The sequence below is a fragment of the Pantoea sp. S61 genome (genome assembly GCF_016625145.1).
Classification (GTDB): Bacteria; Pseudomonadota; Gammaproteobacteria; order Enterobacterales; family Enterobacteriaceae; genus Pantoea; species Pantoea rwandensis_B.
Genome location: NZ_JACVUO010000001.1, coordinates 464,440 through 483,669 on the forward strand (window position 1 = coordinate 464,440; position 19,230 = coordinate 483,669).

At 53.9% G+C, this 19,230-nt stretch carries 20 protein-coding genes; 9 read left to right on the forward strand and 11 right to left on the reverse strand.

The features are described from left to right. Window positions 1–61: 61 nt before the first annotated feature. Window positions 62–421: an NUDIX hydrolase gene (locus IAE30_RS02295; protein WP_200537555.1), complete on the reverse strand. Its 360-nt coding sequence runs from the start codon at window positions 419–421 to the stop codon at window positions 62–64. Continuing rightward, window positions 418–1,008 carry an NUDIX domain-containing protein gene (locus IAE30_RS02300; RefSeq protein WP_045814577.1) on the reverse strand — a complete coding sequence of 197 codons (591 nt, stop codon included), beginning with the start codon at window positions 1,006–1,008 and terminating at the stop codon, window positions 418–420. Before IAE30_RS02300 ends, IAE30_RS02295 begins: the two co-directional genes overlap by 4 nt. An 82-nt stretch (window positions 1,009–1,090) precedes the next feature. Between IAE30_RS02300 and IAE30_RS02305 the strand changes: the two genes are divergently transcribed. From IAE30_RS02305 to IAE30_RS02325, 5 genes are all read left to right on the forward strand, one after another. Next, the gene (locus IAE30_RS02305) at window positions 1,091–1,840 is read left to right on the forward strand and encodes a DeoR/GlpR family DNA-binding transcription regulator (RefSeq protein WP_045814648.1); all 750 of its coding nucleotides are present in this window, start codon (window positions 1,091–1,093) and stop codon (window positions 1,838–1,840) included. Window positions 1,841–1,993: 153 nt separating this feature from the next. Then, window positions 1,994–2,884, forward strand: a complete 891-nt coding sequence (locus IAE30_RS02310) for an oxidoreductase (RefSeq protein WP_200678238.1) — start codon at window positions 1,994–1,996, stop codon at window positions 2,882–2,884. A gap of 174 nt (window positions 2,885–3,058) precedes the next feature. After that, window positions 3,059–4,030 carry an ABC transporter substrate-binding protein gene (locus tag IAE30_RS02315; protein ID WP_234472657.1) on the forward strand — a complete coding sequence of 324 codons (972 nt, stop codon included), beginning with the start codon at window positions 3,059–3,061 and terminating at the stop codon, window positions 4,028–4,030. Between the two features lies 1 nt (window position 4,031). Continuing rightward, entirely contained in the window at window positions 4,032–5,054 is a 1,023-nt protein-coding gene (locus IAE30_RS02320) for an iron ABC transporter permease (protein WP_200678242.1), read from the forward strand. A 3-nt stretch (window positions 5,055–5,057) separates the two neighbouring features. After that, window positions 5,058–5,813 carry an ABC transporter ATP-binding protein gene (locus tag IAE30_RS02325; RefSeq protein ID WP_200678244.1) on the forward strand — a complete coding sequence of 252 codons (756 nt, stop codon included), beginning with the start codon at window positions 5,058–5,060 and terminating at the stop codon, window positions 5,811–5,813. Window positions 5,814–6,066: 253 nt separating this feature from the next. On the opposite strand, the gene IAE30_RS02330 is transcribed toward IAE30_RS02325, so the two are convergent. From IAE30_RS02330 to IAE30_RS02345, 4 genes are read right to left on the reverse strand one after another with little or no spacing between them, the layout of a single operon-like run. Next, window positions 6,067–7,236, reverse strand: coding sequence for a dihydrodipicolinate synthase family protein (locus IAE30_RS02330; RefSeq protein WP_200678246.1), 1,170 nt, complete (start codon window positions 7,234–7,236; stop codon window positions 6,067–6,069). Window positions 7,237–7,252: 16 nt separating this feature from the next. Beyond that, window positions 7,253–8,494: an MFS transporter gene (locus IAE30_RS02335; protein WP_200678247.1), complete on the reverse strand. Its 1,242-nt coding sequence runs from the start codon at window positions 8,492–8,494 to the stop codon at window positions 7,253–7,255. Window positions 8,495–8,553: 59 nt separating this feature from the next. Continuing rightward, window positions 8,554–9,387: a sugar phosphate isomerase/epimerase gene (locus tag IAE30_RS02340; protein ID WP_200678248.1), complete on the reverse strand. Its 834-nt coding sequence runs from the start codon at window positions 9,385–9,387 to the stop codon at window positions 8,554–8,556. Between the two features lie 10 nt (window positions 9,388–9,397). After that, window positions 9,398–10,549, reverse strand: a complete 1,152-nt coding sequence (locus IAE30_RS02345; protein ID WP_200678249.1) for a Gfo/Idh/MocA family protein — start codon at window positions 10,547–10,549, stop codon at window positions 9,398–9,400. 247 nt (window positions 10,550–10,796) lie between these two features. On the opposite strand from IAE30_RS02345, the gene IAE30_RS02350 reads away from it, so the two are divergent. Continuing rightward, window positions 10,797–11,432: a TetR/AcrR family transcriptional regulator gene (locus IAE30_RS02350; protein WP_234472658.1), complete on the forward strand. Its 636-nt coding sequence runs from the start codon at window positions 10,797–10,799 to the stop codon at window positions 11,430–11,432. A gap of 4 nt (window positions 11,433–11,436) precedes the next feature. Here the strand turns inward: IAE30_RS02350 and IAE30_RS02355 are convergent, their stop codons facing one another. From IAE30_RS02355 to IAE30_RS02375, 5 genes are all read right to left on the reverse strand, one after another. Next, window positions 11,437–12,207 (reverse strand): 3-hydroxybutyrate dehydrogenase, encoded by a 771-nt coding sequence (locus tag IAE30_RS02355; protein ID WP_200678250.1) that lies wholly within the window; start codon window positions 12,205–12,207, stop codon window positions 11,437–11,439. 14 nt (window positions 12,208–12,221) lie between these two features. Next, complete coding sequence (locus IAE30_RS02360; RefSeq protein ID WP_200678251.1) at window positions 12,222–13,613, reverse strand: GntP family permease; 1,392 nt, start codon at window positions 13,611–13,613, stop codon at window positions 12,222–12,224. A 66-nt stretch (window positions 13,614–13,679) separates the two neighbouring features. Next, window positions 13,680–14,864 (reverse strand): acetyl-CoA C-acetyltransferase, encoded by a 1,185-nt coding sequence (locus IAE30_RS02365; RefSeq protein ID WP_200678252.1) that lies wholly within the window; start codon window positions 14,862–14,864, stop codon window positions 13,680–13,682. Then, window positions 14,861–15,529: a CoA transferase subunit B gene (locus IAE30_RS02370; protein WP_200537541.1), complete on the reverse strand. Its 669-nt coding sequence runs from the start codon at window positions 15,527–15,529 to the stop codon at window positions 14,861–14,863. The genes IAE30_RS02365 and IAE30_RS02370 overlap by 4 nt, the downstream gene beginning before the upstream one ends. Continuing rightward, entirely contained in the window at window positions 15,516–16,235 is a 720-nt protein-coding gene (locus tag IAE30_RS02375; RefSeq protein ID WP_200678253.1) for a CoA transferase subunit A, read from the reverse strand. The genes IAE30_RS02370 and IAE30_RS02375 overlap by 14 nt, the downstream gene beginning before the upstream one ends. Window positions 16,236–16,381: 146 nt before the next feature. On the opposite strand from IAE30_RS02375, the gene IAE30_RS02380 reads away from it, so the two are divergent. From IAE30_RS02380 to IAE30_RS02390, 3 genes are all read left to right on the forward strand, one after another. Continuing rightward, window positions 16,382–17,281 carry a LysR family transcriptional regulator gene (locus tag IAE30_RS02380; protein WP_200537539.1) on the forward strand — a complete coding sequence of 300 codons (900 nt, stop codon included), beginning with the start codon at window positions 16,382–16,384 and terminating at the stop codon, window positions 17,279–17,281. 650 nt (window positions 17,282–17,931) lie between these two features. Next, window positions 17,932–18,630: a LuxR family transcriptional regulator gene (locus IAE30_RS29965; RefSeq protein ID WP_234472659.1), complete on the forward strand. Its 699-nt coding sequence runs from the start codon at window positions 17,932–17,934 to the stop codon at window positions 18,628–18,630. Between the two features lie 18 nt (window positions 18,631–18,648). Then, the gene (locus tag IAE30_RS02390) at window positions 18,649–19,191 is read left to right on the forward strand and encodes a fimbrial protein (RefSeq protein ID WP_200678254.1); all 543 of its coding nucleotides are present in this window, start codon (window positions 18,649–18,651) and stop codon (window positions 19,189–19,191) included. The last annotated feature ends 39 nt before the right edge of the window (window positions 19,192–19,230 follow it).

A 19,230-nucleotide genomic window follows, 5' to 3' on the forward strand; every position in this document is an offset into this window, starting at 1 on the left:
TCACCCAAAGTAGGTACACCGATGAGTTACAGACAGCAGTGCCAGCCGATAAGTTTCCTGCTTATGCCTGTACCGCTGGAATCTCGTTAATATTGCTGAAGATACTCAACCCCAAAGCCTTGCCGACTTGCACATCCTGGTCCGCTCCCGTTGAAGCGCCAGGCATGCGTAAAATGGCATCACAGCTCTGAATAAGGCGATGCGCAACGGGATAAAGGAAGGCTTCACTGATCTCATCCCCGATCTGCTGTGAACCCGCTGCAGTGGCGAGCGGTAACGCCAGCCATTCACCTATTACCGGGGTATGGCCTTTTTGATAAACCTGCAATGCCATGCGATCGAGTTTCTGCATGTTTTGCTCGATCAGTTGCTGGTCACCGTGAGTACCACTGCGTACCGGACCTGCGATCAGAATCATCATTGCACTTTCTCCTCAAATTGAATGTTTAATGCCAGGTGTTGCAGCAACATGATGGTTTTGGCATCTTCGATTTCACCGTTTCGGATCGCCTCCATGGCGCGTGCGAAAGGCCACTCCAGCACTTCGATATCTTCCCCCTCTTCCTCAAGGCCGCCGCCAGCATGCTTTCGGTCGCCATCGTGATATTCCGCGATAAAGAAAAACAACTTCTCCGTCACCGAACCCGGGCTCATATAAGCCTCCATCACCTTCTCAATATTTGTGACAGTGTAACCTGTCTCTTCTTCTGCCTCGGCAATGATGCGCGTTTCCGGCGAGGCGTTATCCAGCAAACCGGCTGCGGCCTCGATCAAAAAGCCATCATGCCCATGGATAAAGATGGGAAAGCGAAACTGCCGTGTCAGGACGACTGTCTGTTTATGGCGGTTATAAAGTAGGATCACCGCGCCATTGCCACGATCGTAGGCTTCACGGCTTTGCTGTTGCCAACTGCCGTCGGCACGCTGTAAATCGAAGGTGTATTTTTTTAAGGTGTACCAGTTGTCGGATAACAACTGCTCACGAATATTGCGCACTTTATGCTGCATGTTTGGTCTCCCGATGGCTGACAAAACAGACGTTATCATGCATAATCGTGCACATACAAGCAAAAACACGAACGAGAAAATTATGCTTTCCAGTCAACGTAAACAGCAGATATTGACGATTCTTGCCGATGAGCAGCAAGTGATGTCCAGCGAACTAAGCCAGCGTTTTAACGTCTCTGAGGATTCGATTCGCCGCGACTTAAGGGAGTTAGCCAGCGAGGGATTACTGCAACGCGTGCACGGAGGTGCACTGCCGGTTTCTGCTGCTATTGCCCCTTTCGAAACACGCAAAAATGTGCAAATCAGTTCTAAGCGCCTGATCGCGCAAAAAGCGGTGCAACTGATTCAACCGGGTCAGGTGGTGATCATCGATGGCGGTACGACCACAGCAGAAATGGTGCAACTGCTGCCCAAAGAACTGGCCTTTACCGTGGTGACCCACAGTCCAAGTATTGCCGTCGCACTGGTTGATTTTCCTTTGGTTGAGGTGATTCTGATTGGCGGCCAACTGTACCGTCACTCGGTGGTCGCCGTGGGATCTGCGGTGATCGAAGCCATTGCACGCATCAATGCAGACCTGTTTTTTATGGGTGTCACTGGTGTGCACAAAACAGCAGGGTTAACCACCGGTAACTATGAAGAAGCGGGTGTAAAGCGTGCCCTGGCAGCGCGTGCGGCGGAAACGGTGGTGATGGTCTCTAAAGAGAAACTCAACTCAGCATCGGCGTTCGCCATTGGCGATCTGTCACTGGCGAGTACACTGATTGTTGACGGTGAACCTGACGCGGAGATGCAGCACATGCTGCAACAGCAGCAGATCGCCTTGCTGTAAGTTGTCCCTTGTAGCCAAACATGAATCGGTTATTCCACAGCGTCATTTTTTATCTGGCCGAAAGTTCGCTCATCATTCGGTCACAATGCCAGGCTGTAATAGTGAGTTTTCGCTGACCCTGAGGCAGCACTGGCTAAACAGGAGAATTGCTGCATGTCTGAGTTTCCAACCATCGCCCTTGTCGGACCCGGCGCCATCGGCACCACTGTGGCTGCCGCGCTGCATGAAATGCATCGCACGCCAACACTGTGCGGACGTACGGCACATACACAATTGCTGTTGCGCCACGAAGACGGTGAGGTTGTGGTGCCTGGCCCGGTACTGAGCAATCCTGAAGCAATCGCCAGGCCCTTTGATTTGGTGTTTGTGGCGGTCAAAACCACGCAGGTGGCGGAAATTGCCTCCTGGCTGGCGGTATTATGCGATGAGAATACGGTGGTGTGCGCGCTGCAAAATGGCGTGGAGCAAGTTGAACAGTTGTCACCGTTAGTCAATGGCGCAACGGTACTGCCTTCTGTGGTGTGGTTCCCGGCTCAGCGCGAGCCTGATGCATCGGTGTGGTTACGCGCGAAACCACGCCTGACTGTGCCCGACGTCGCGCCAGCACAGCGTATTGTGCAAGCGCTGCAAGACTCGCGCTGTGCGGTCGAACTGGAGGCAGATTTCCTCACCATCGCCTGGCGCAAACTGTTGCAAAACGCCGTCGCGGGTTTGATGGTGTTGGCCAATCGCCGTGCAGGGATGTTTCAGCGCGAAGATATCACCACGCTGGGTTTGGCCTATCTACGGGAATGTCTGGCGGTTGCGCGTGCTGAAGGGGCCAACCTGAGCGACAACGTGCCGCAGGACATCATGGCTGGCTTTCATCGTGCCCCGGCAGATTTGGGCACCTCGATTCTGGCCGATCGTCAGGCTGATCGCCCGCTTGAGTGGGACATCCGCAATGGCGTGGTACAACGACGCGGCAAAGCTCAAGGCATCGCGACCCCGATCAGCGATGTGGTTGTACCTCTGCTGGCAGCAGGGAGTGATGGTCCGGGTTAAGATCATAGTGAAGTCCGGGCCACGGACTTCGCTTCAACAGCCTTAACACTAACAATGGGTATCAGAATCAATTGACATGAATACATCAGACTTGCCATTATGTTACGTTATAACATAACACTACGTAATCGGTAATTCATGCGCACTTTTTCAAACCGCCTTTTGGCACTCATCATGGTATTAAGCACTTCCACCGCACTGGCTTCCACCTATCCCCTCAGCATTGAAAACTGCGGTAAAACGGAAACCTTTTCACAACCGCCTGCACACGTAGTGACCATTGGGCAACATGAAACCGAACTCCTTCTGGCACTTGGCCTGGGAAGCAAAATCGCTGGAACCGCCGTCTGGTTCAGCCCTTTACCGCCAGATTTAGCGCAGACAGGCAGTGGTCTTAAGCGCCTTGCAGATAACTCGCCGGGATTTGAAGCGGTTGTCGCGCAAAAACCTGACCTGGTATTGGCGCAATATAGCTGGCATGTTGGGCCTCAGGGTGAAGTCGCAACCCGCGAACAATTCGAACAACTTGGCATCAGAACCTGGATTTCACCTGCTGATTGTCAGGGCAAAGCGGTAACGGCTTCCTCAAACGCTGACGGTGCACGCGCTACGCCTTATTCCATTGACGTGATCTATGATGAAATCACCGCGCTGGCCAACCTGTTCGACGTGGCTCAACGTGGTGAGGAATTAAAGAAGACGTTGTCTGCACGCGTCGTTCAGGCGCAACAACAGGCGGTTTTACACGCCCGCAAGCCACTTAAGGTGGTGTATTGGTTCTCAAGCACACGCCTTAAAGGCGATCCGTGGATCGCAGGCAGCCAGGGTGCCCCGGGCTGGATCACTCAGACACTCGGCCTGCAAAACATTATTGATTCCTCCGACGAATGGCCCGCCGTAAGTTGGGAACATATCACACAATCTCAGCCCGATATCATCGTCATTGCCAGCATGGAGAGAAGGCTGTATCCAGCAGATGACGTCGCGGTAAAGCAAGCCTTTCTCAAAAGCGATCCCGTTACACGAGAAATGAACGCGGTTAAGCAGGGTCACATCGTGGTCGTGCCTGCTATGTCACTCAATCCGTCCCTGCGCAATATCGATGCGGTTGAGCTGATCGGTCAGCAGATGGCCGCTTTCAAATAGTATGAGACGCACTTCCCACATTAACATCGGCTTTATTGTCCTGGCGGGCCTGGTCAGCCTGCCAGTGATGATGATCTTCTCATCGAGCATTGGCGATATGCCCATCTCATTGATCGCTACCTTTCAGGCGATCACCAATGGATTGGGGATGACGCATTATGATGTCCCTGCCGTTGAGGCCGGTATTGTCTGGCAATATCGCATGAGCCGGGCCTTCATGGCGGCCTGCAGCGGAGGTGGCTTAGCCCTTTGCGGCCTGGTGTTGCAATCGTTGTTAAGAAACCCGCTGGCGGAACCCTACCTGTTGGGTATCTCTGCGGGTGCTTCCACCGGTGCCGTGATGGTGATGCTGCTGGGTATTGGCAGCGGCGTGTTGACGGTTGGCAGCGGTGCCTTTGCCGGCGCTTGCCTGGCGTTTGGCTTGATTATCTTGCTCTCACGAGGGATGGGAGAAAACACCGGACGCATCATTTTGGCCGGTATTGCCGGAACACAGCTGTTCAATGCGCTCACATCTTACATCGTCAGCACATCAGCCAATGCGGAGCAATCGCGTGGTGTGATGTTTTGGCTGTTAGGCAGTTTAAGTGGCGTACGCTGGCCAGATGCCATTCTCTGCGCCATCGTCATCGTCAGCGGGTTTGGGGTGATCATGTGCTATGCACGCACACTTGACACCTTTTCATTTGGCGTCGATGTCTCCGTAACGCTGGGCACGCAGGTCGTGAAAGTAAGGATTGTGTTGCTGTTGATCACGGCATTAATCACGGCGGTCATTGTCAGCTCGATTGGGGCGGTGGGGTTTGTCGGATTGGTCATTCCGCACGTGACCCGCATGCTGGTTGGACAGCGACACCTGATCACCCTTCCCGTGACATTCCTGTCGGGCTGCCATTTCATGATCCTCGCTGACTTGATGTCGAGAACGTTGATCGCACATCAGGTTTTACCCATTGGCGTGGTGACGGCATTGGTGGGCGCCCCTGCTTTTGCCTTCCTTCTCTATCAACGAAAGGGCAACTAAACGATGACGATATCGGTCAGTGACCTCAGCGTCCAACTTCAGGCGCGTCGTATCCTCACTGCGGTCTCCTTCAACGCGGCTCAGTCTGCAACCGTAGGTTTGCTTGGCCCGAACGGTTCAGGAAAATCTACGCTGCTGCGTGCACTGGCTGGGCTAATGCCTGATTCGGGCGCGAAGATAACCCTCGGCGAACTGAGGCTGAACCAACTTTCGCGCAATCAACTGGCGCGTAAACTGGCCTTTGTCCCACAACACGCCGAGGCCGATGATGAACTCACGGTGATTGACATTATTCGTCTCGGGCGCACACCTCATCGTGGCGCATTCCAGTTCTGGACGGCAGAAGATGCCAGCGCCGTTCACGAGGCGGTGGCGTTAATGCAACTGGAAAATTTGGTCGACCGCGGCTGGCAACGATTATCCGGTGGTGAGCGCCAGCGTTGCCAAATCGCCCGCGCACTGGCGCAAAAACCGGATGTTTTACTGCTGGATGAGCCCGTCAATCACCTGGACATCCAATTCCAGCTTGAATTGATGCGTCTTATCTCTTCGCTGCCAGTGACGGTGGTGATTGCACTTCACGACCTGAATCTGGCGGCAAAATATTGCCAACACCTTGTGGTGCTCGATCAGGGTCGTGTGGTTTCGACGGGTAAGCCTAATGTGGTACTCACACCCGAACGCATACACACAACGTGGCGGGTTCAGGCGCAGATCACGACATCGGCACAGGGTGCGCTCAATATTCAGTACGTATGAGTCGGCGCTTAAAGCCCACTGCCACACAACCATCAGGAAACAGTATGTTCAGTAACAAAATATTCCTGCAATAATGAACTGCCACAATCGTGGTTGCAGTACATACACGCGCGTCACCTACGAGATTATTCGATAGCCGCTGCTATCAAGCCCGCCAATGGCGGGCTTTTTTTCGCTCTAACCGTGTGAATCTTCTTTTTCCGTCAGAAATTCGGACAGCTTAAATAGCATCTCATCACATTAGGCCGATAGGCTAAATACCGTGCATTTTTGCCAGCAGCCACATGCGCTCCGCAGCCACATCCGCGTTATTGAGCAAACCCGCCTCGTCAGCCAGCCTGAATGCTTCAGAGTAGTGCGCCAGACTGCGCGCACTCTGCATACCACCCAGTAAGGTGAAATGTTTCTGATGGCCATTCAACCACGCGAGGAACACGATGCCCGCCTTGTAATACTGAGTGGGCGCCGAGAACAAATGGCGCGCCAGCGGCACTGTCGGAGCCAGTATCCGTTCAAAGGTGGCACGATCGCCCTGTGCTAATGCATGCAGCGCGCTGGTGGCGGCCGGTGCAATGCCGTCGAGAATGCCCAGTAGCGCATGCGAGAAGCCCTGCTCATCCCCGGCGATCAATTCGGGATAATTGAAATCATCGCCGGTATACATTTTGACGGTTGCCGGCAGCTGGCGGCGCATCTCAATTTCTCGATCTTTATCCAGCAGAGAGATTTTTATCCCCTCCACTTTGGCCTCATTCTCGCGAATCACCGCCAGACAGACCTCCATCGCGCTGTGAATTGTCGCGCCGCCCCAGTAGCCGCGTAGCGCTGGATCGAACATATCCCCCAGCCAGTGCAAAATAACCGGCTCACGCACCTGACGTAAAAGGGTGCTGTACACCTTGATGTAATCATCTGGCCCTTTGGCAATCGCGGCGAGCGCACGACTGGCCATTAAGATAATACGTCCACCACACCCCTCAATCGCCGCGATTTGCTGTTCATACGCGGCAATCACATCCTGCAAGGTCAGCTGGGAAAAATCGGTCAGATGATCGGTGCCCGCGCCGCTGGCCACCCGTGCACCAGGGTAAGCCTTCGCTTGCTCCACGCTGCGTTTGATCAGCTCCAGCGCGGTTGGCCAGTCCAGCCCCATGCCGCGTTGGGCGGTGTCCATAGCTTCGGCAATGCCTAATCCGAGTGACATCAGATGATGGCGATATTCCAACGTGCTATCCCAGTCAATCGCCATATCACTCTGCGGATTTTGCATCCGCGGCGGGTCGGCAACCACATGCGCAGCCGCATAGACGTCACGGTTAAATACCGGTTTTGCTGGCACGCTCCAGTGGCGCTCACCCTGCAGGGTGTAACTGTAAGGCTGACCGTTGCGATCCAGTAAACGCACTTTATTGCTCACAGACATGGTTCTGTTCCTTCTCTCAGTGTTTTGCCAGATGCCCGGACGGCATCACATTCTGCGAACTGTTGTGGCTTCCGATAGGGAGCCGACGCACACCCAATAGCACCACGCTGCTGCAGATGATGACGCAGGCGGCGACCAGCCAGACCGGCTGTAAGCTGTAGTGTTGTGCGTAATAACCCGCGACGATCGGCGAGATACCGCCCGCTGCCATCCCCATATTCATTACAAAGCCGATGGCCGAACCGCGCAGCGAAGGCGGCACCAGTTCGGCGGTGAGCGAGAGAACAATGGGGGTAATCGGATAGCCAAGTAATCCGAGGATCAGCACCAGCACAATCACCAGGGGGACGGAGAGATTGATTGCCATCGCTGCCATCACCAGCCCGCTAATAAAGGTAATGGCCATCAGAATGGTGCGACGGCGTTTGAAATCGCCTTTATCACAGTAGCGCCCCAGCACAAAGCCGCCCAGTGCCCCGTTAATGCCGAGCAAGCTGGCGATGGTGCCAGCGGTACCCATCGACAGATTCTTCACCTGCATCAAATAACTGGGTGCCCATAACAGGACAATCCACCAGCCTGCCAGCAGCACGAAATAGAATGCGGCCATCAGCAACACGGGCGCATGGCGGAACAAGGTTTTTAAGGGTACTTTCTCCGCTGTCTGGCGCGCTATCAGCTCGGCGGGTTTTCGGTCATTTTTCACCAACACCAGATACAACAACGCCACCAGCATGCCCATGGCACCCGCCACGTAAAACACCACACGCCAGCCAAAGATCGGACCGAGCATGGCGCCCATCCAGGTGCCAAGGAATCCGCCAATCGGATAGCCCATCCAATAGAGCGACATCACCGTGGTGCGCTGTTTTTCGCTGGTCACGTTGGCCACTTCGAGCGAGGCCGCAGGCCAGAAGATGCCCTCACCGATGCCCGTCATCACGCGGTAAAAAATCAGACTGGTCATGCTGCCGGCGACACCGGTTAACAGTGTCGCCAGTGAAAACATCATCAGGCCGAGAATCAGCACCGGTTTACCGCTCAACTTGTCGGCGATAATGCCGGAAATGAACAAAAAGACGATGAAGCCAAAGAAGAAGGAGGAGAGCAGAATGCCACTCTCCGCTTTACCAAGACCGAACTCTCCGGCGATCAGCCCAATGGCTGATGACACCGTCATGCGATCCACCGAGTACATCATGTAGCCAAGGCCGCACAGCACGGTGACCAGAATCATTTTGCGGGTATCTGTATTCATCTTTTCCTCGACAATGTCTGTGACCGACGAAAACAGCTTTTCAGCTCTGTCAGATACGGTTAACCGTGCGCCAGATGGCGAGCCTTGCAGGTCTTTAGCACTTCATCAGGATCCTGAGTCCACCAGTTCAGGCGGGAGAAAATTTCGACTTCATGCCATCCACAGTAACCCTGAGCTTCTACCGCTTCCCGCATGGCGCGAATATCGATAACGCCATCGCCCATCATGCCGCGATCTTCCAGCAGATCCCGCGTAGGCGTGAGCCAGTCGCAGATATGAAACGCCAGCAGCCGTTTCAGACCCGCGCGCGCGATTTCCTGATAAAACTCAGCATCCCACCAGGTGTGATAGACATCGACGGCAATCCCCAATCCGTCATCGCCCAGCTCGTCACAGAGATCGTTAGCCTGTTTCAGCGTGTTGATGCAGGCGCGATCCGCCGCGTACATCGGATGCAGCGGTTCAATCGCCAACGGCATACCACCTGCGCGGGCGTACTCCAGCAGAGCGCTGAGTCCATCACGCACTTGCTGGCGCGCGCCCGGCAGATCTTTCGAACCTGGCGGCAAACCGCCGACCACCAGCACCAGGCACTCCGCACCTAATTCCAGCGCTTCATCCACCGCTCGCTGGTTGTCGGCCAGGGTCGCCTGGCGTGCTTGCTGATCAACGCCGGGAAACATCCCGCCACGGCAGTAGCCACTCACCCGCAGATCGTGGTGACGAATCAGCCGTGCCGCTTCAGCTAAACCGATGTTTGCCACCTGATCGCGCCACGGCGAGATGCCGCGAATCTCATGGCGCGCACAACCTTCAATGATTTGCCGCAAATCCCACTGCTGGCGCACGGTCGCCGTGTTGAGTGAAAGTTGCCCGGAATGAGGTCGATTCATGTTCGGCTCCTTAGCGTTCCAGTGATGGCACATCAACCCAGCGACGCTCTTTCCAGCTTTTCAGAGCCAGATCGACCAGTTGCAAACCCTTCGCCCCTTCCAGCAGATCCCAGCGGTATTCCCCTTCGCCCCAGACGTGGCGTAAAAACAGCTCCCACTGCACTTTGAATGCATTGTCATAGGTCTGGGTATCCGGCACGCTGGCCCAGTCATCAAAGAAGTTATGTGTCTGACGGATATCCGGATTCCACACCGGCTTCGGCGTATTAACGCTAGCCTGCGTGAAGCAATCGCTAAGACCCGCTACGGCGGAACCGTTTACGCCATCCACCTGGAATGTCACCAGGTCATCACGGCGCACGCGCACGCACCAGGAGCTGTTGATCTGTACAATCGCGCCGTTGTGCAGTTCAAAGGTGGCATAAACCGCGTCGTCCGCCGTGGCGTCATAAGGTTTCTGCTGTTCATCCCAGCGTTGTGGAATGTGAGTGGCACCGATACAGCTCAGGCTTTTGATTTCACCGAACAGGTTGTCGATGACGTAGCGCCAGTGGCAAATCATGTCGAGGATAATGCCGCCGCCATCCTCACTGCGGTAGTTCCAGGAAGGACGCTGGGCCGGTTGGCGATCGCCTTCAAATACCCAGTAGCCAAATTCACCGCGCACCGATAACACGCGACCAAAGAAGCCGGATTCATTCAGCAAACGCAGCTTTTGCAGACCCGGCAGCCACAACTTGTCCTGTACCACGCCGTGACACACGCCTTTTTCTTGTGCGAAATGGTATAAATCCAGCGCATCTTCCAGCCCCATCGCTACCGGCTTTTCCGAATAGACGTGTTTCCCCTTGCTGATGGCTTTCTTTAGCAACGCCGGACGTGCTTGCGTGGTCGCTGCATCAAAAAAGATGATGTCATGCGGATTATTCAGTGCTTCATCAATATTGGTTCCCCAGCGTTCGATACCAAACTCTCGCGCCAGCGCAGCCATTTTTTCCGCGTTGCGACCAATCAGAATCGGATCGGGCATCAATCGGTCGCCATTGGCCAGCTCCACGCCGCCCTGCTGCCGGATCTGCACTATTGAGCGAATGAGATGTTGATTTTTACCCATACGCCCGGTCACGCCGTGCATGATGATGCCCACTGGAATCTGCGCCATGTATTCACCTCAAAGTCGTTTGTGATGGAAGTAACACGCTCAACATCTATTTCAACGCTTCACCGTTCGCTGATTCATAATCAATCAACTAACTGGTTGATGACGTCACTATAGTGGGCAGAAAGAGACCTGACTTTGATCGAATTCACATAACCAACTAGTTAGTTGAAAATCTTTTGCTCTTGTTTTATGCGCAAAAAGAGGCACTATAATGCTCAGTAAAACAATGATATGTGGGGATTCTGCTTTGGTTGATCGTGTTGCGAGTAACATTGAGGATGTCACGGATAAGCAGGTGCGGATACTGATGGCCGCGCGCGCAGAGTTCGCTGAGAAAGGATTCGACGGTGCGCGCGTCGATAGCATCGCCGAACGCGCCCATGCCAATAAGCAACTGATTTACTACTACTTCACCAACAAAGACATTCTGTTTACCCGCGTGCTGGAAGAAGCCTATCGTGACATTCGCGAGCAGGAAGCGGCGTTAAAACTCGATCATCTCCCCGCCGACCACGCTATTTTACAACTGGTGGAATTCACCTGGCATTATTACCTGAAAAACCCCGAGTTCATTCGCCTGCTCAACAGCGAAAATCAGCTAAAAGCGCGGCATCTCAAAGATTCTGACATCACTGTGCAGATCAATCAGAGCTGGAGCAGTATCACCCAGCAATTGCTGCAGCGGGGACGCACCGAAGGAAATGTGCGCGAGGATATCGATGTGATGCAACTCAACATCAATATCTCCGCGCTGGGCTTTTTCTATCTGATTAATCAGTCCACGCTGTCGATTATTTACCAACAGGATCTTAGTGCCAAAGCGGCGCTGGATGAGCGCCTGCGCGTGATGAAAGAGTGTATTGCCGCGTGGATCAAGCCATGACGCATCACTGCGCCAGCCAGCCGCCATCCATATTCCAGGCTGCACCGCGCACCTGCGCACCGCCTTCACTGCAAAGAAACAGCACTAACGCCCCCAACTGTTCTGGCGTGACAAACGCCTGAGCAGGTTGCTTCTCTGACAATAACGCCAGGCGCGCGGTTTCGGCATCTTCGCCAGCCGCAATGCGTTTGTCGATCTGCTGCTGCACCAGCGGCGTTAACACCCAGCCCGGGCAGATGGCGTTGCAGGTGATCGGTGATTGTGCGTTCTCCAGCGCGATCACTTTTGTCAGCCCCACCACACCATGCTTCGCAGCAACATAGGCCGCTTTCTCTTTCGACGCCACCAGGCCATGCACGGAGGCGATATTGATGATGCGCCCCCAGTGACGTGCCTGCATGCCTGGCAAGACGGCGCGACTGGTGTGGAATACCGAGGAGAGATTGATAGCAATAATCGCATCCCATTTCTCAACCGGAAATGACTCCACCGGCGCGGTGTACTGAATACCGGCGTTGTTCACCAGAATGTCCACCGCACCATACTGCGCTTCCACCCACGCTATCATCGCGGCGATTTGCTGCGGATCGGACATATCTGCTGCGTGATAATCGACCTTTGCCCCGGTGGCAGCGATAAGCGCTTTCGCGTGTTCCACTTCGCCAAAGCCGTTGAGTATCACCGTGGCGCCGGCCAGTGCCAGTTGCTCAGCAATACCTAATCCAATTCCGCTGGTTGATCCGGTCACCAGTGCCACTTTTCCTGCTAATTGCATCGATTTATCCTCCTTCAGACAATGCCGGTGAGGTAAAACACCCCAATCACAAACAGCACTGCCAGACTTTTGATAATGGTGATGGCGAAGATGCCACCATAGGCTTCTTTATGGCTTAGACCGGTGATCGCTAACAGCGTGATGACGGCACCATTGTGTGGCAGCGTATCCATCCCGCCGCTGGCCATGGCCGCCACGCGGTGCAACACTTCCATCGGAATACCCGTGGCCTGTGCCGCCTGCACGAAGTGTTCAGCCATTGCCGCCAGCGCAATACTCATCCCGCCCGACGCCGAACCGGTGATCCCCGCCAGCACGGTAATGCTGATCGCTTCATTGAGCAGCGGGTTGGGAATCGCCTGCAGTACGCCAGACAACACCACAAAGCCCGGCAACGCGGCGATCACCGCACCAAAACCGTATTCGGAGGCGGTATTCATCGCCGCCAGCAATGCCCCCGCCACCGCGGTGCGGCTACCTTCCGCCAGACGACCGCGAATATTGCGCCAGCCGAAAATCAATACCACCAGAATGCCGCTCAGCAATGCAGCCTGCACGGCCCAGATCGCAGTACTTTTGACGATATCAGTCACAATGGGCGTGGGATTACCCGGAAGCGTGACACTGCTGTGCGCACCGTACCAGGCAGGAATCCACCAGGTAAAACAGAGATTGAGTACCCCAACCAAAATCAGCGGCAGAATGGCAATCGCCGGATGCGGCAGTTGCACATTCTCAGCGGTTTCCGGCTCATTCTTCAGGTTGGTTCCGTACTGCTCGTTGTTGGCTTGCGCCTTACGGCGTTGCCGATCCAGCCACAGCAAGCCCACCACAATAATGAAGAGTGAACCGATCAACCCCAACCATGGCGCAGCCCAGGCGTTAGTGCCAAAGAAACTACCAGGTATGATGTTCTGGATTTGTGGCGTGCCGGGCAGTGCATCCATGGTGAAGGAGAACGCACCCAGTGCCACCGTTGCCGGAATCAAGCGCTTAGGGATATTGCTCTGACGAAACAGTTCTGCGGCAAACGGATAAACAGCGAACGCCACCACAAACAGCGATACGCCGCCGTACGTCAGCAGTGCGCACACCAGCACAATCACCGGGATGGCATGGCGGCGCCCCATCAGCGTAATCGCCGCCGTGACAATTGAGCGTGAGAATCCGGATAGCTCAATCAATTTGCCAAAGATGGCGCCCAGCAGAAACACCGGGAAGTAGAGCTTCACAAAGCCCACCATCTTTTCCATAAACAGGCCGCTAAACACCGGTGCGACCGCAGCCGGCTCGGTTAACAGCACCGCTAACAGCGCGGCAATCGGGGCGAACAAAATTACGCTATAGCCGCGATAGGCGGCTAACATCAGCAACCCAAGCGCAGCGAGGGCAATAACGACACTCATGTTGCTTCCTTATTATTTTGTCGGGTTGAAGGTAAAAACATTGCCAAAAATGGGAACCGTTCCGCCTCAATCCGGGCGTTCAACTGCCAGAGCGACGCCCATGCCGCCACCCACACACAGCGTTGCCAGACCGCGCTTCAGCTCACGCTGCTGCAAGGCATGAATGAGCGTCACCAGAATGCGGCAGCCGGAGGCACCAATCGGATGCCCCAGCGCAATCGCACCGCCGTTGACATTGACACGCTCCGGCTGCCAGTCGAGCGCTTTACCCACCGCCAGTGCCTGCGCGGCAAACGCTTCGTTCGCTTCGATTAAATCCACTTGATCCAGCGTCCACGCTGCCTGCTGAAGGGCTTTGCGGCTGGCGGCCACCGGGCCAATGCCCATCACTGCCGGATCCACTCCGGCAATGCCGCTTCCGCTTAATCGCGCCAGCACCGGCAACCCCAATGCGGCGGCGCGCGATGCGGACATCAGCAGCACGGCGGCTGCACCATCATTCAGGCTTGAAGCATTGCCAGCGGTGACGCTGCCGTCCTTTTTAAACGCCGGATGCAGGCGCGCCAGTCGCTCAATTGAACTGTCCGCGCGCGGTTGTTCATCTTCACTGATCACCCGCGTTTCACCTTTGCCCTGTTCCACCGTGACAGGCGTGATTTCGGCACGAAAAACGCCTTGTTGTTGTGCCGCCACCGCTTTCTGCTGGGATTGCAAGGCAAAGGCATCCTGATCGGCACGGCTGATGCCATATTCTTCGGCCAGATTCTCGGCGGTGATCCCCATGTGATAATCGTTGAACGCATCCCACAGACCATCGTGGATCACGCTGTCCATCAGCTGACTGTGCCCCAGACGGCAGCCGCCACGCGCGTCCGGCAGTAAATAAGGCGACTGGCTCATGCTCTCCTGACCGCCTGCGATAATGATGTCAGCGGCACCGCTTTGAATCGCCTGCGCCGCCAGAATCACCGCTTTTAATCCCGAGCCACACACCATGTTCAGCGTGCTGGCAGGGACGCTATAAGGCACACCCGCCGCTATGGCCGCCTGGCGCGCGGGGTTTTGCCCGCATCCGGCTGTGAGCACCTGTCCCATCATCACCTCATCGATCAGCGCGGGATCGAGCGCGGTCTGTTTCAGCAGGGCTGCGATCACCTGCTGGCCCAGCGACGCCGCGGTAAGAGACGAGAGAGCACCATGAAAACGGCCGATTGGCGTACGGGTGGCTGCGACAATCACACATTCGTTCATAGTGCCTCCTGGGATAAACGCATTTCACGAACATCATCAGCGATGCGTAATTGCCCGGCCGTCTTTGCACGGATTTCATCGATCGAGACGCCCGGCGCATACTCACGCAGCACAAAAGCGCCCTCTTCAATTTCCAGCCAGCCCAGTTCAGTAATGACTTTTCGAATGCAACCGACGCCGGTGAGCGGCAAGATGCATTCGGACAGCAGCTTTGATTCGCCATGCTTAGAAGCGTGCGTCATCATCACGATGATGTTTTCCGCACCCGCCACCAGATCCATTGCACCGCCCATGCCCTTGACCATTTTTCCGGGGATCATCCACGACGCGATATTGCCGTTGACGTCCACTTCCAGCGCACCCAGCACCGTCAGATCAACATGCCCCCCACGAATCATGGCGAAGGACTGTGCAGAATCGAAGATTGCCGCACCTTTGCGTGCGGTCACGGTTTGTTTGCCCGCGTTGATCATGTCGGCATCCAGTTCAGCTTCAGTGGGAAACGCCCCCATGCCCAATAAACCGTTTTCCGACTGCATCATCACGTCCATCCCCTCAGGTACGTAGTTGGCAACCAGCGTCGGCATCCCAATACCAAGATTGACGTAATCGCCATCACGCAGCTCCTGAGCCACGCGCTGCGCCATTTGTTCACGCGTGAGCATGTGCACCTCCTTCACTCAGGGTGCGTTTCTCGATGCGTTTTTCGAAGCTGCCCTGAATCAGGCGATCAACATAAATGCCCGGCGTATGGATCGCGGCCGGTTCCAGCTCACCCGGCGCCACAATCTCTTCAACTTCAACCACGGTGACGCGAGCGGCCATCGCCATCAGTGGGTTGAAATTCTGCGCGGTGTGACGATAGATGACATTGCCATACCAATCCGCTTTCCAGCCTTTCACGATGGCGAAATCTCCGCGAATTGCCTGCTCAAGGATGTAATGTCGTCCATCGAACTCTCTGACTTCTTTGCCTTCCGCCACGGGCGTGCCGTAGCCGGTGGCGGTGTAAAATGCCGGTATCCCGGCGCCGCCTGCGCGCACTTTTTCTGCCAGCGTGCCCTGCGGCGTGAGAATCACCTCCAGCTCACCACTGAGCATCTGCTGTTCAAACAGCGCGTTTTCACCGACGTAAGAGGCGATCATGGTTTTAATCTGCTGATTTTCCAGCAACAGGCCGAGGCCAAATCCATCCACACCACAGTTGTTCGAGACCACGGTCAGTCCCGTTATCCCCTGCTGGCGGATCTGGGCGATGAGATTTTCTGGAATACCGCACAGGCCAAATCCCCCCGCCAGCAGTGTCATGCCATCTTGCAATCCGGCCAGCGCCTGCTGATAACTGGTGACGCGTTTATCCAATCCTGCCATTGCTGTACATCTCCTCAGCTCACTGAATAAAGCCATCCTCGCGTCACAATAATGATTTGTTAATTTTGTTTTTATTGGCCTTTCATTTATTTTTTTTATTAATATTCCATTAATCTTTGTTTTACATAAAGTTAACAAATTAAAAAATGAAAATGACTATCAAGCAGTTACGTGCATTCTTAGCGGTCGCTCACACTTTGAGTTTTGCCCAAGCCAGCGAACGCCTGGCGATTTCGCAACCGGCGTTAAGCCTGGCGATCAGCGGACTTGAAGAAGCGTTGGGCGGACCGTTATTTATGCGTACCACGCGCCATGTTTCGTTGACCCCGGAAGGTGAGATTTTTTTCCCGATGGCGCGACGACTGCTGGCAGACTGGGAAAACGCCGAAGAGGCGATGCATCTGCGCTTCACGCTGCAGTTGGGAAAAGTGTCGATTGCCGCCATGCCCTCGTTTGCTGGCAACCTGCTGCCTGCGGTGCTGAAGGCCTTTCGTCAGCGCTATCCAGGCGTCAATATCTCGGTGCATGACGTCATAAATGAGACAGTGCTGGAGATGGTGCAGGAGGGGCGTGTAGAGATGGGCGTCGCCTTTGAACCCGAACTGGCCGATGCGCTGCACTTCACCCCGCTGGGCAGCGACCGCTTTGTTGCCGTGGTGCCCGCTGATAGCCCGCTAGCGGATAAGCCACAGCTGAGCTGGCGTGAACTGCTGCATCTGGATTTCATTACGTTGCAACGCCCTTCAGCGGTGCGTCTGCTGCTTGAGCAGTCACTGGCTCAGGCAGGCAGAAGACTCGACGTTGCTTACGAGAGTCATCAATTGGTCACCGTGGGAAAAATGGTCGCCAGTGGTTTGGGGGCCAGCGCCGTACCTGCACTCTGCATTCAGCAGATGCGAGAACTCGGCGCGGTTTGTGTACCGCTGGTCGCGCCACACATTGAGCGACGAGTGGGTATTTTGCGATTGAAACAGCACCAACTTTCCCACGCTGCCTCCGCATTAGCGCAAACCATGCGTGATGAATGTCGCTGGCCCGACTTGTAATGTCGTTTAATTCACAACATAGCCTCAACCAGACAATATTGGTTTCGTTTTCCTGCAAAGAAAACAGGTCATTCATTATGTTTGATATGAACACCCGCGATTACTAATCGATTTAAAAAAACTAAATAATTCGTCGATAAATCAGGGTTAAGGGTCAGAGCATTTATCCGCTTTGATTAATTACATTAACCAAAGCAGTCGCAGGTCTGCTAATCGCATGTCAAAAAATGCATCCATCTGGACATTTTAGGATCAAATCCGCCACGCATTAGGTGTAAGAATATTCTTAAGAGAGCGAAATATCCCCTTCCGCAAGGTGAACTTCATTACTCCATTACCTCGCTGCATCACACTTCATAGATTTGAGGCAGTTTCCATTACTTAAACACCAATTAAAAGCCCCTAAAAAACAACTTATCACATTGAAGATGCCTCAGTTAATCACTGCCGAAGATTAAATTATTTAGCAATTAATGCTATCTGATTTTTGATCTTAACCACTGATTTTCGCCATTAATCCTGGAGGAATTAGAAAGTTCTTAACTCGATAGAGGTATGAAGCGATGACTGGCATGCCAAGTGGAGAAAAGACAATGACATTTTAAAGAAACGCTACCCCGTACAACCTAAGACTTTTCTGAGGACAGGAAATGACTAAATTTCTTAACTCGTTGAATAAGAACAACTATCCTGCCAGGATATCCGCAGCTCTTACAGGAGCGGATGAGTTTGTTATGAAAAATACAACACGAGAGGACTTACGCTGTGCCAGTTGTAAATATGGCTGCCAGCTGACGAACCGAAACAACGATATTCTTAATCGCTGCCCGATACAGAAAATTGCGATTTGGCCGGGGAACAACCATTACCTGATTAAAGGTGTGTTGTCATTAGTGGCCGGTCGCTACGAAAGTGTGTTTTGCCGGGGATGTATATTCGTTGATTTTTCGCGAGAAAACTTACGTTATCTCACCAATAAAAACTGGATTGATTATTTGAAATCCACCGGACTCACAATCATTTTAGTCTCCGATCGTCCACTGGCTGCTCTGGCTGCACATTGGATAAAGAGAGAGGGAATCCACTCGGTTATTTATTGTGAAGATCGGTTAGAGGATATCAAGAAAGTGATTAACAGTACCTATTATGGTTTAAAAGGAGGCACAATAAGGAGAGTTAATTCACTGTCGAATGAGGAAGTCACCTTTCTGGATTTAGCCTTAAAAGGGAATTCACTTTCTGCCATTTCGATAGCAATGAACCATGAGATGAAAAAGATCTACAACATCAAAGATTCGATTCGACGGAAGACCGGTACCAGCCTTAATCAGCTGATCTCGGGTCACTAAGTAAAAGGATTAAACGAAATGACGCAAACACATAAAACACTGCTTTCACTGGTTATCACCTGTGTACTGTTCTCGGCCTCTGCGGGTGCAGCTTCCGATAACACCATTAACTTCCAGGGTGAAGTCTCTGATGAAACCTGTTCTATATCGGTGAATGGCAATGCGGCCTCACCGGTGGTGCTGATGCCCACCGTGAGCAAATCCGATCTGTCGGCCAGTGGCAATGTTGCCGGACAGACGGCCTTCACCGTCGGTTTAACCGGATGCACCGCTAACTCCGCTTCATCGACAAAAATTTCAACAGTATTTGTCGGTAATAACGTGACGGCCAATGGCAACCTGGCGAACACCGGTACTGCGCAGAATGTTGAAGTCCAGCTGGTGGATAGCAAAGACGCTGTGATCAACCTGACGGGAGGCTATACCGGCGATGGCGACCTGACCCTTGCCGCCGATGAAACCGAATCTTCAGCGACCTATAACGCACAATATTATGCCAATGGCGTTGCGGCCGCGGGTACCGTGGCTGCTTCATTACAATATGCGGTGACTTACCAATAATAAATCTTCAGCGTGCGCCCGGCTATTTGGGCGTACGTA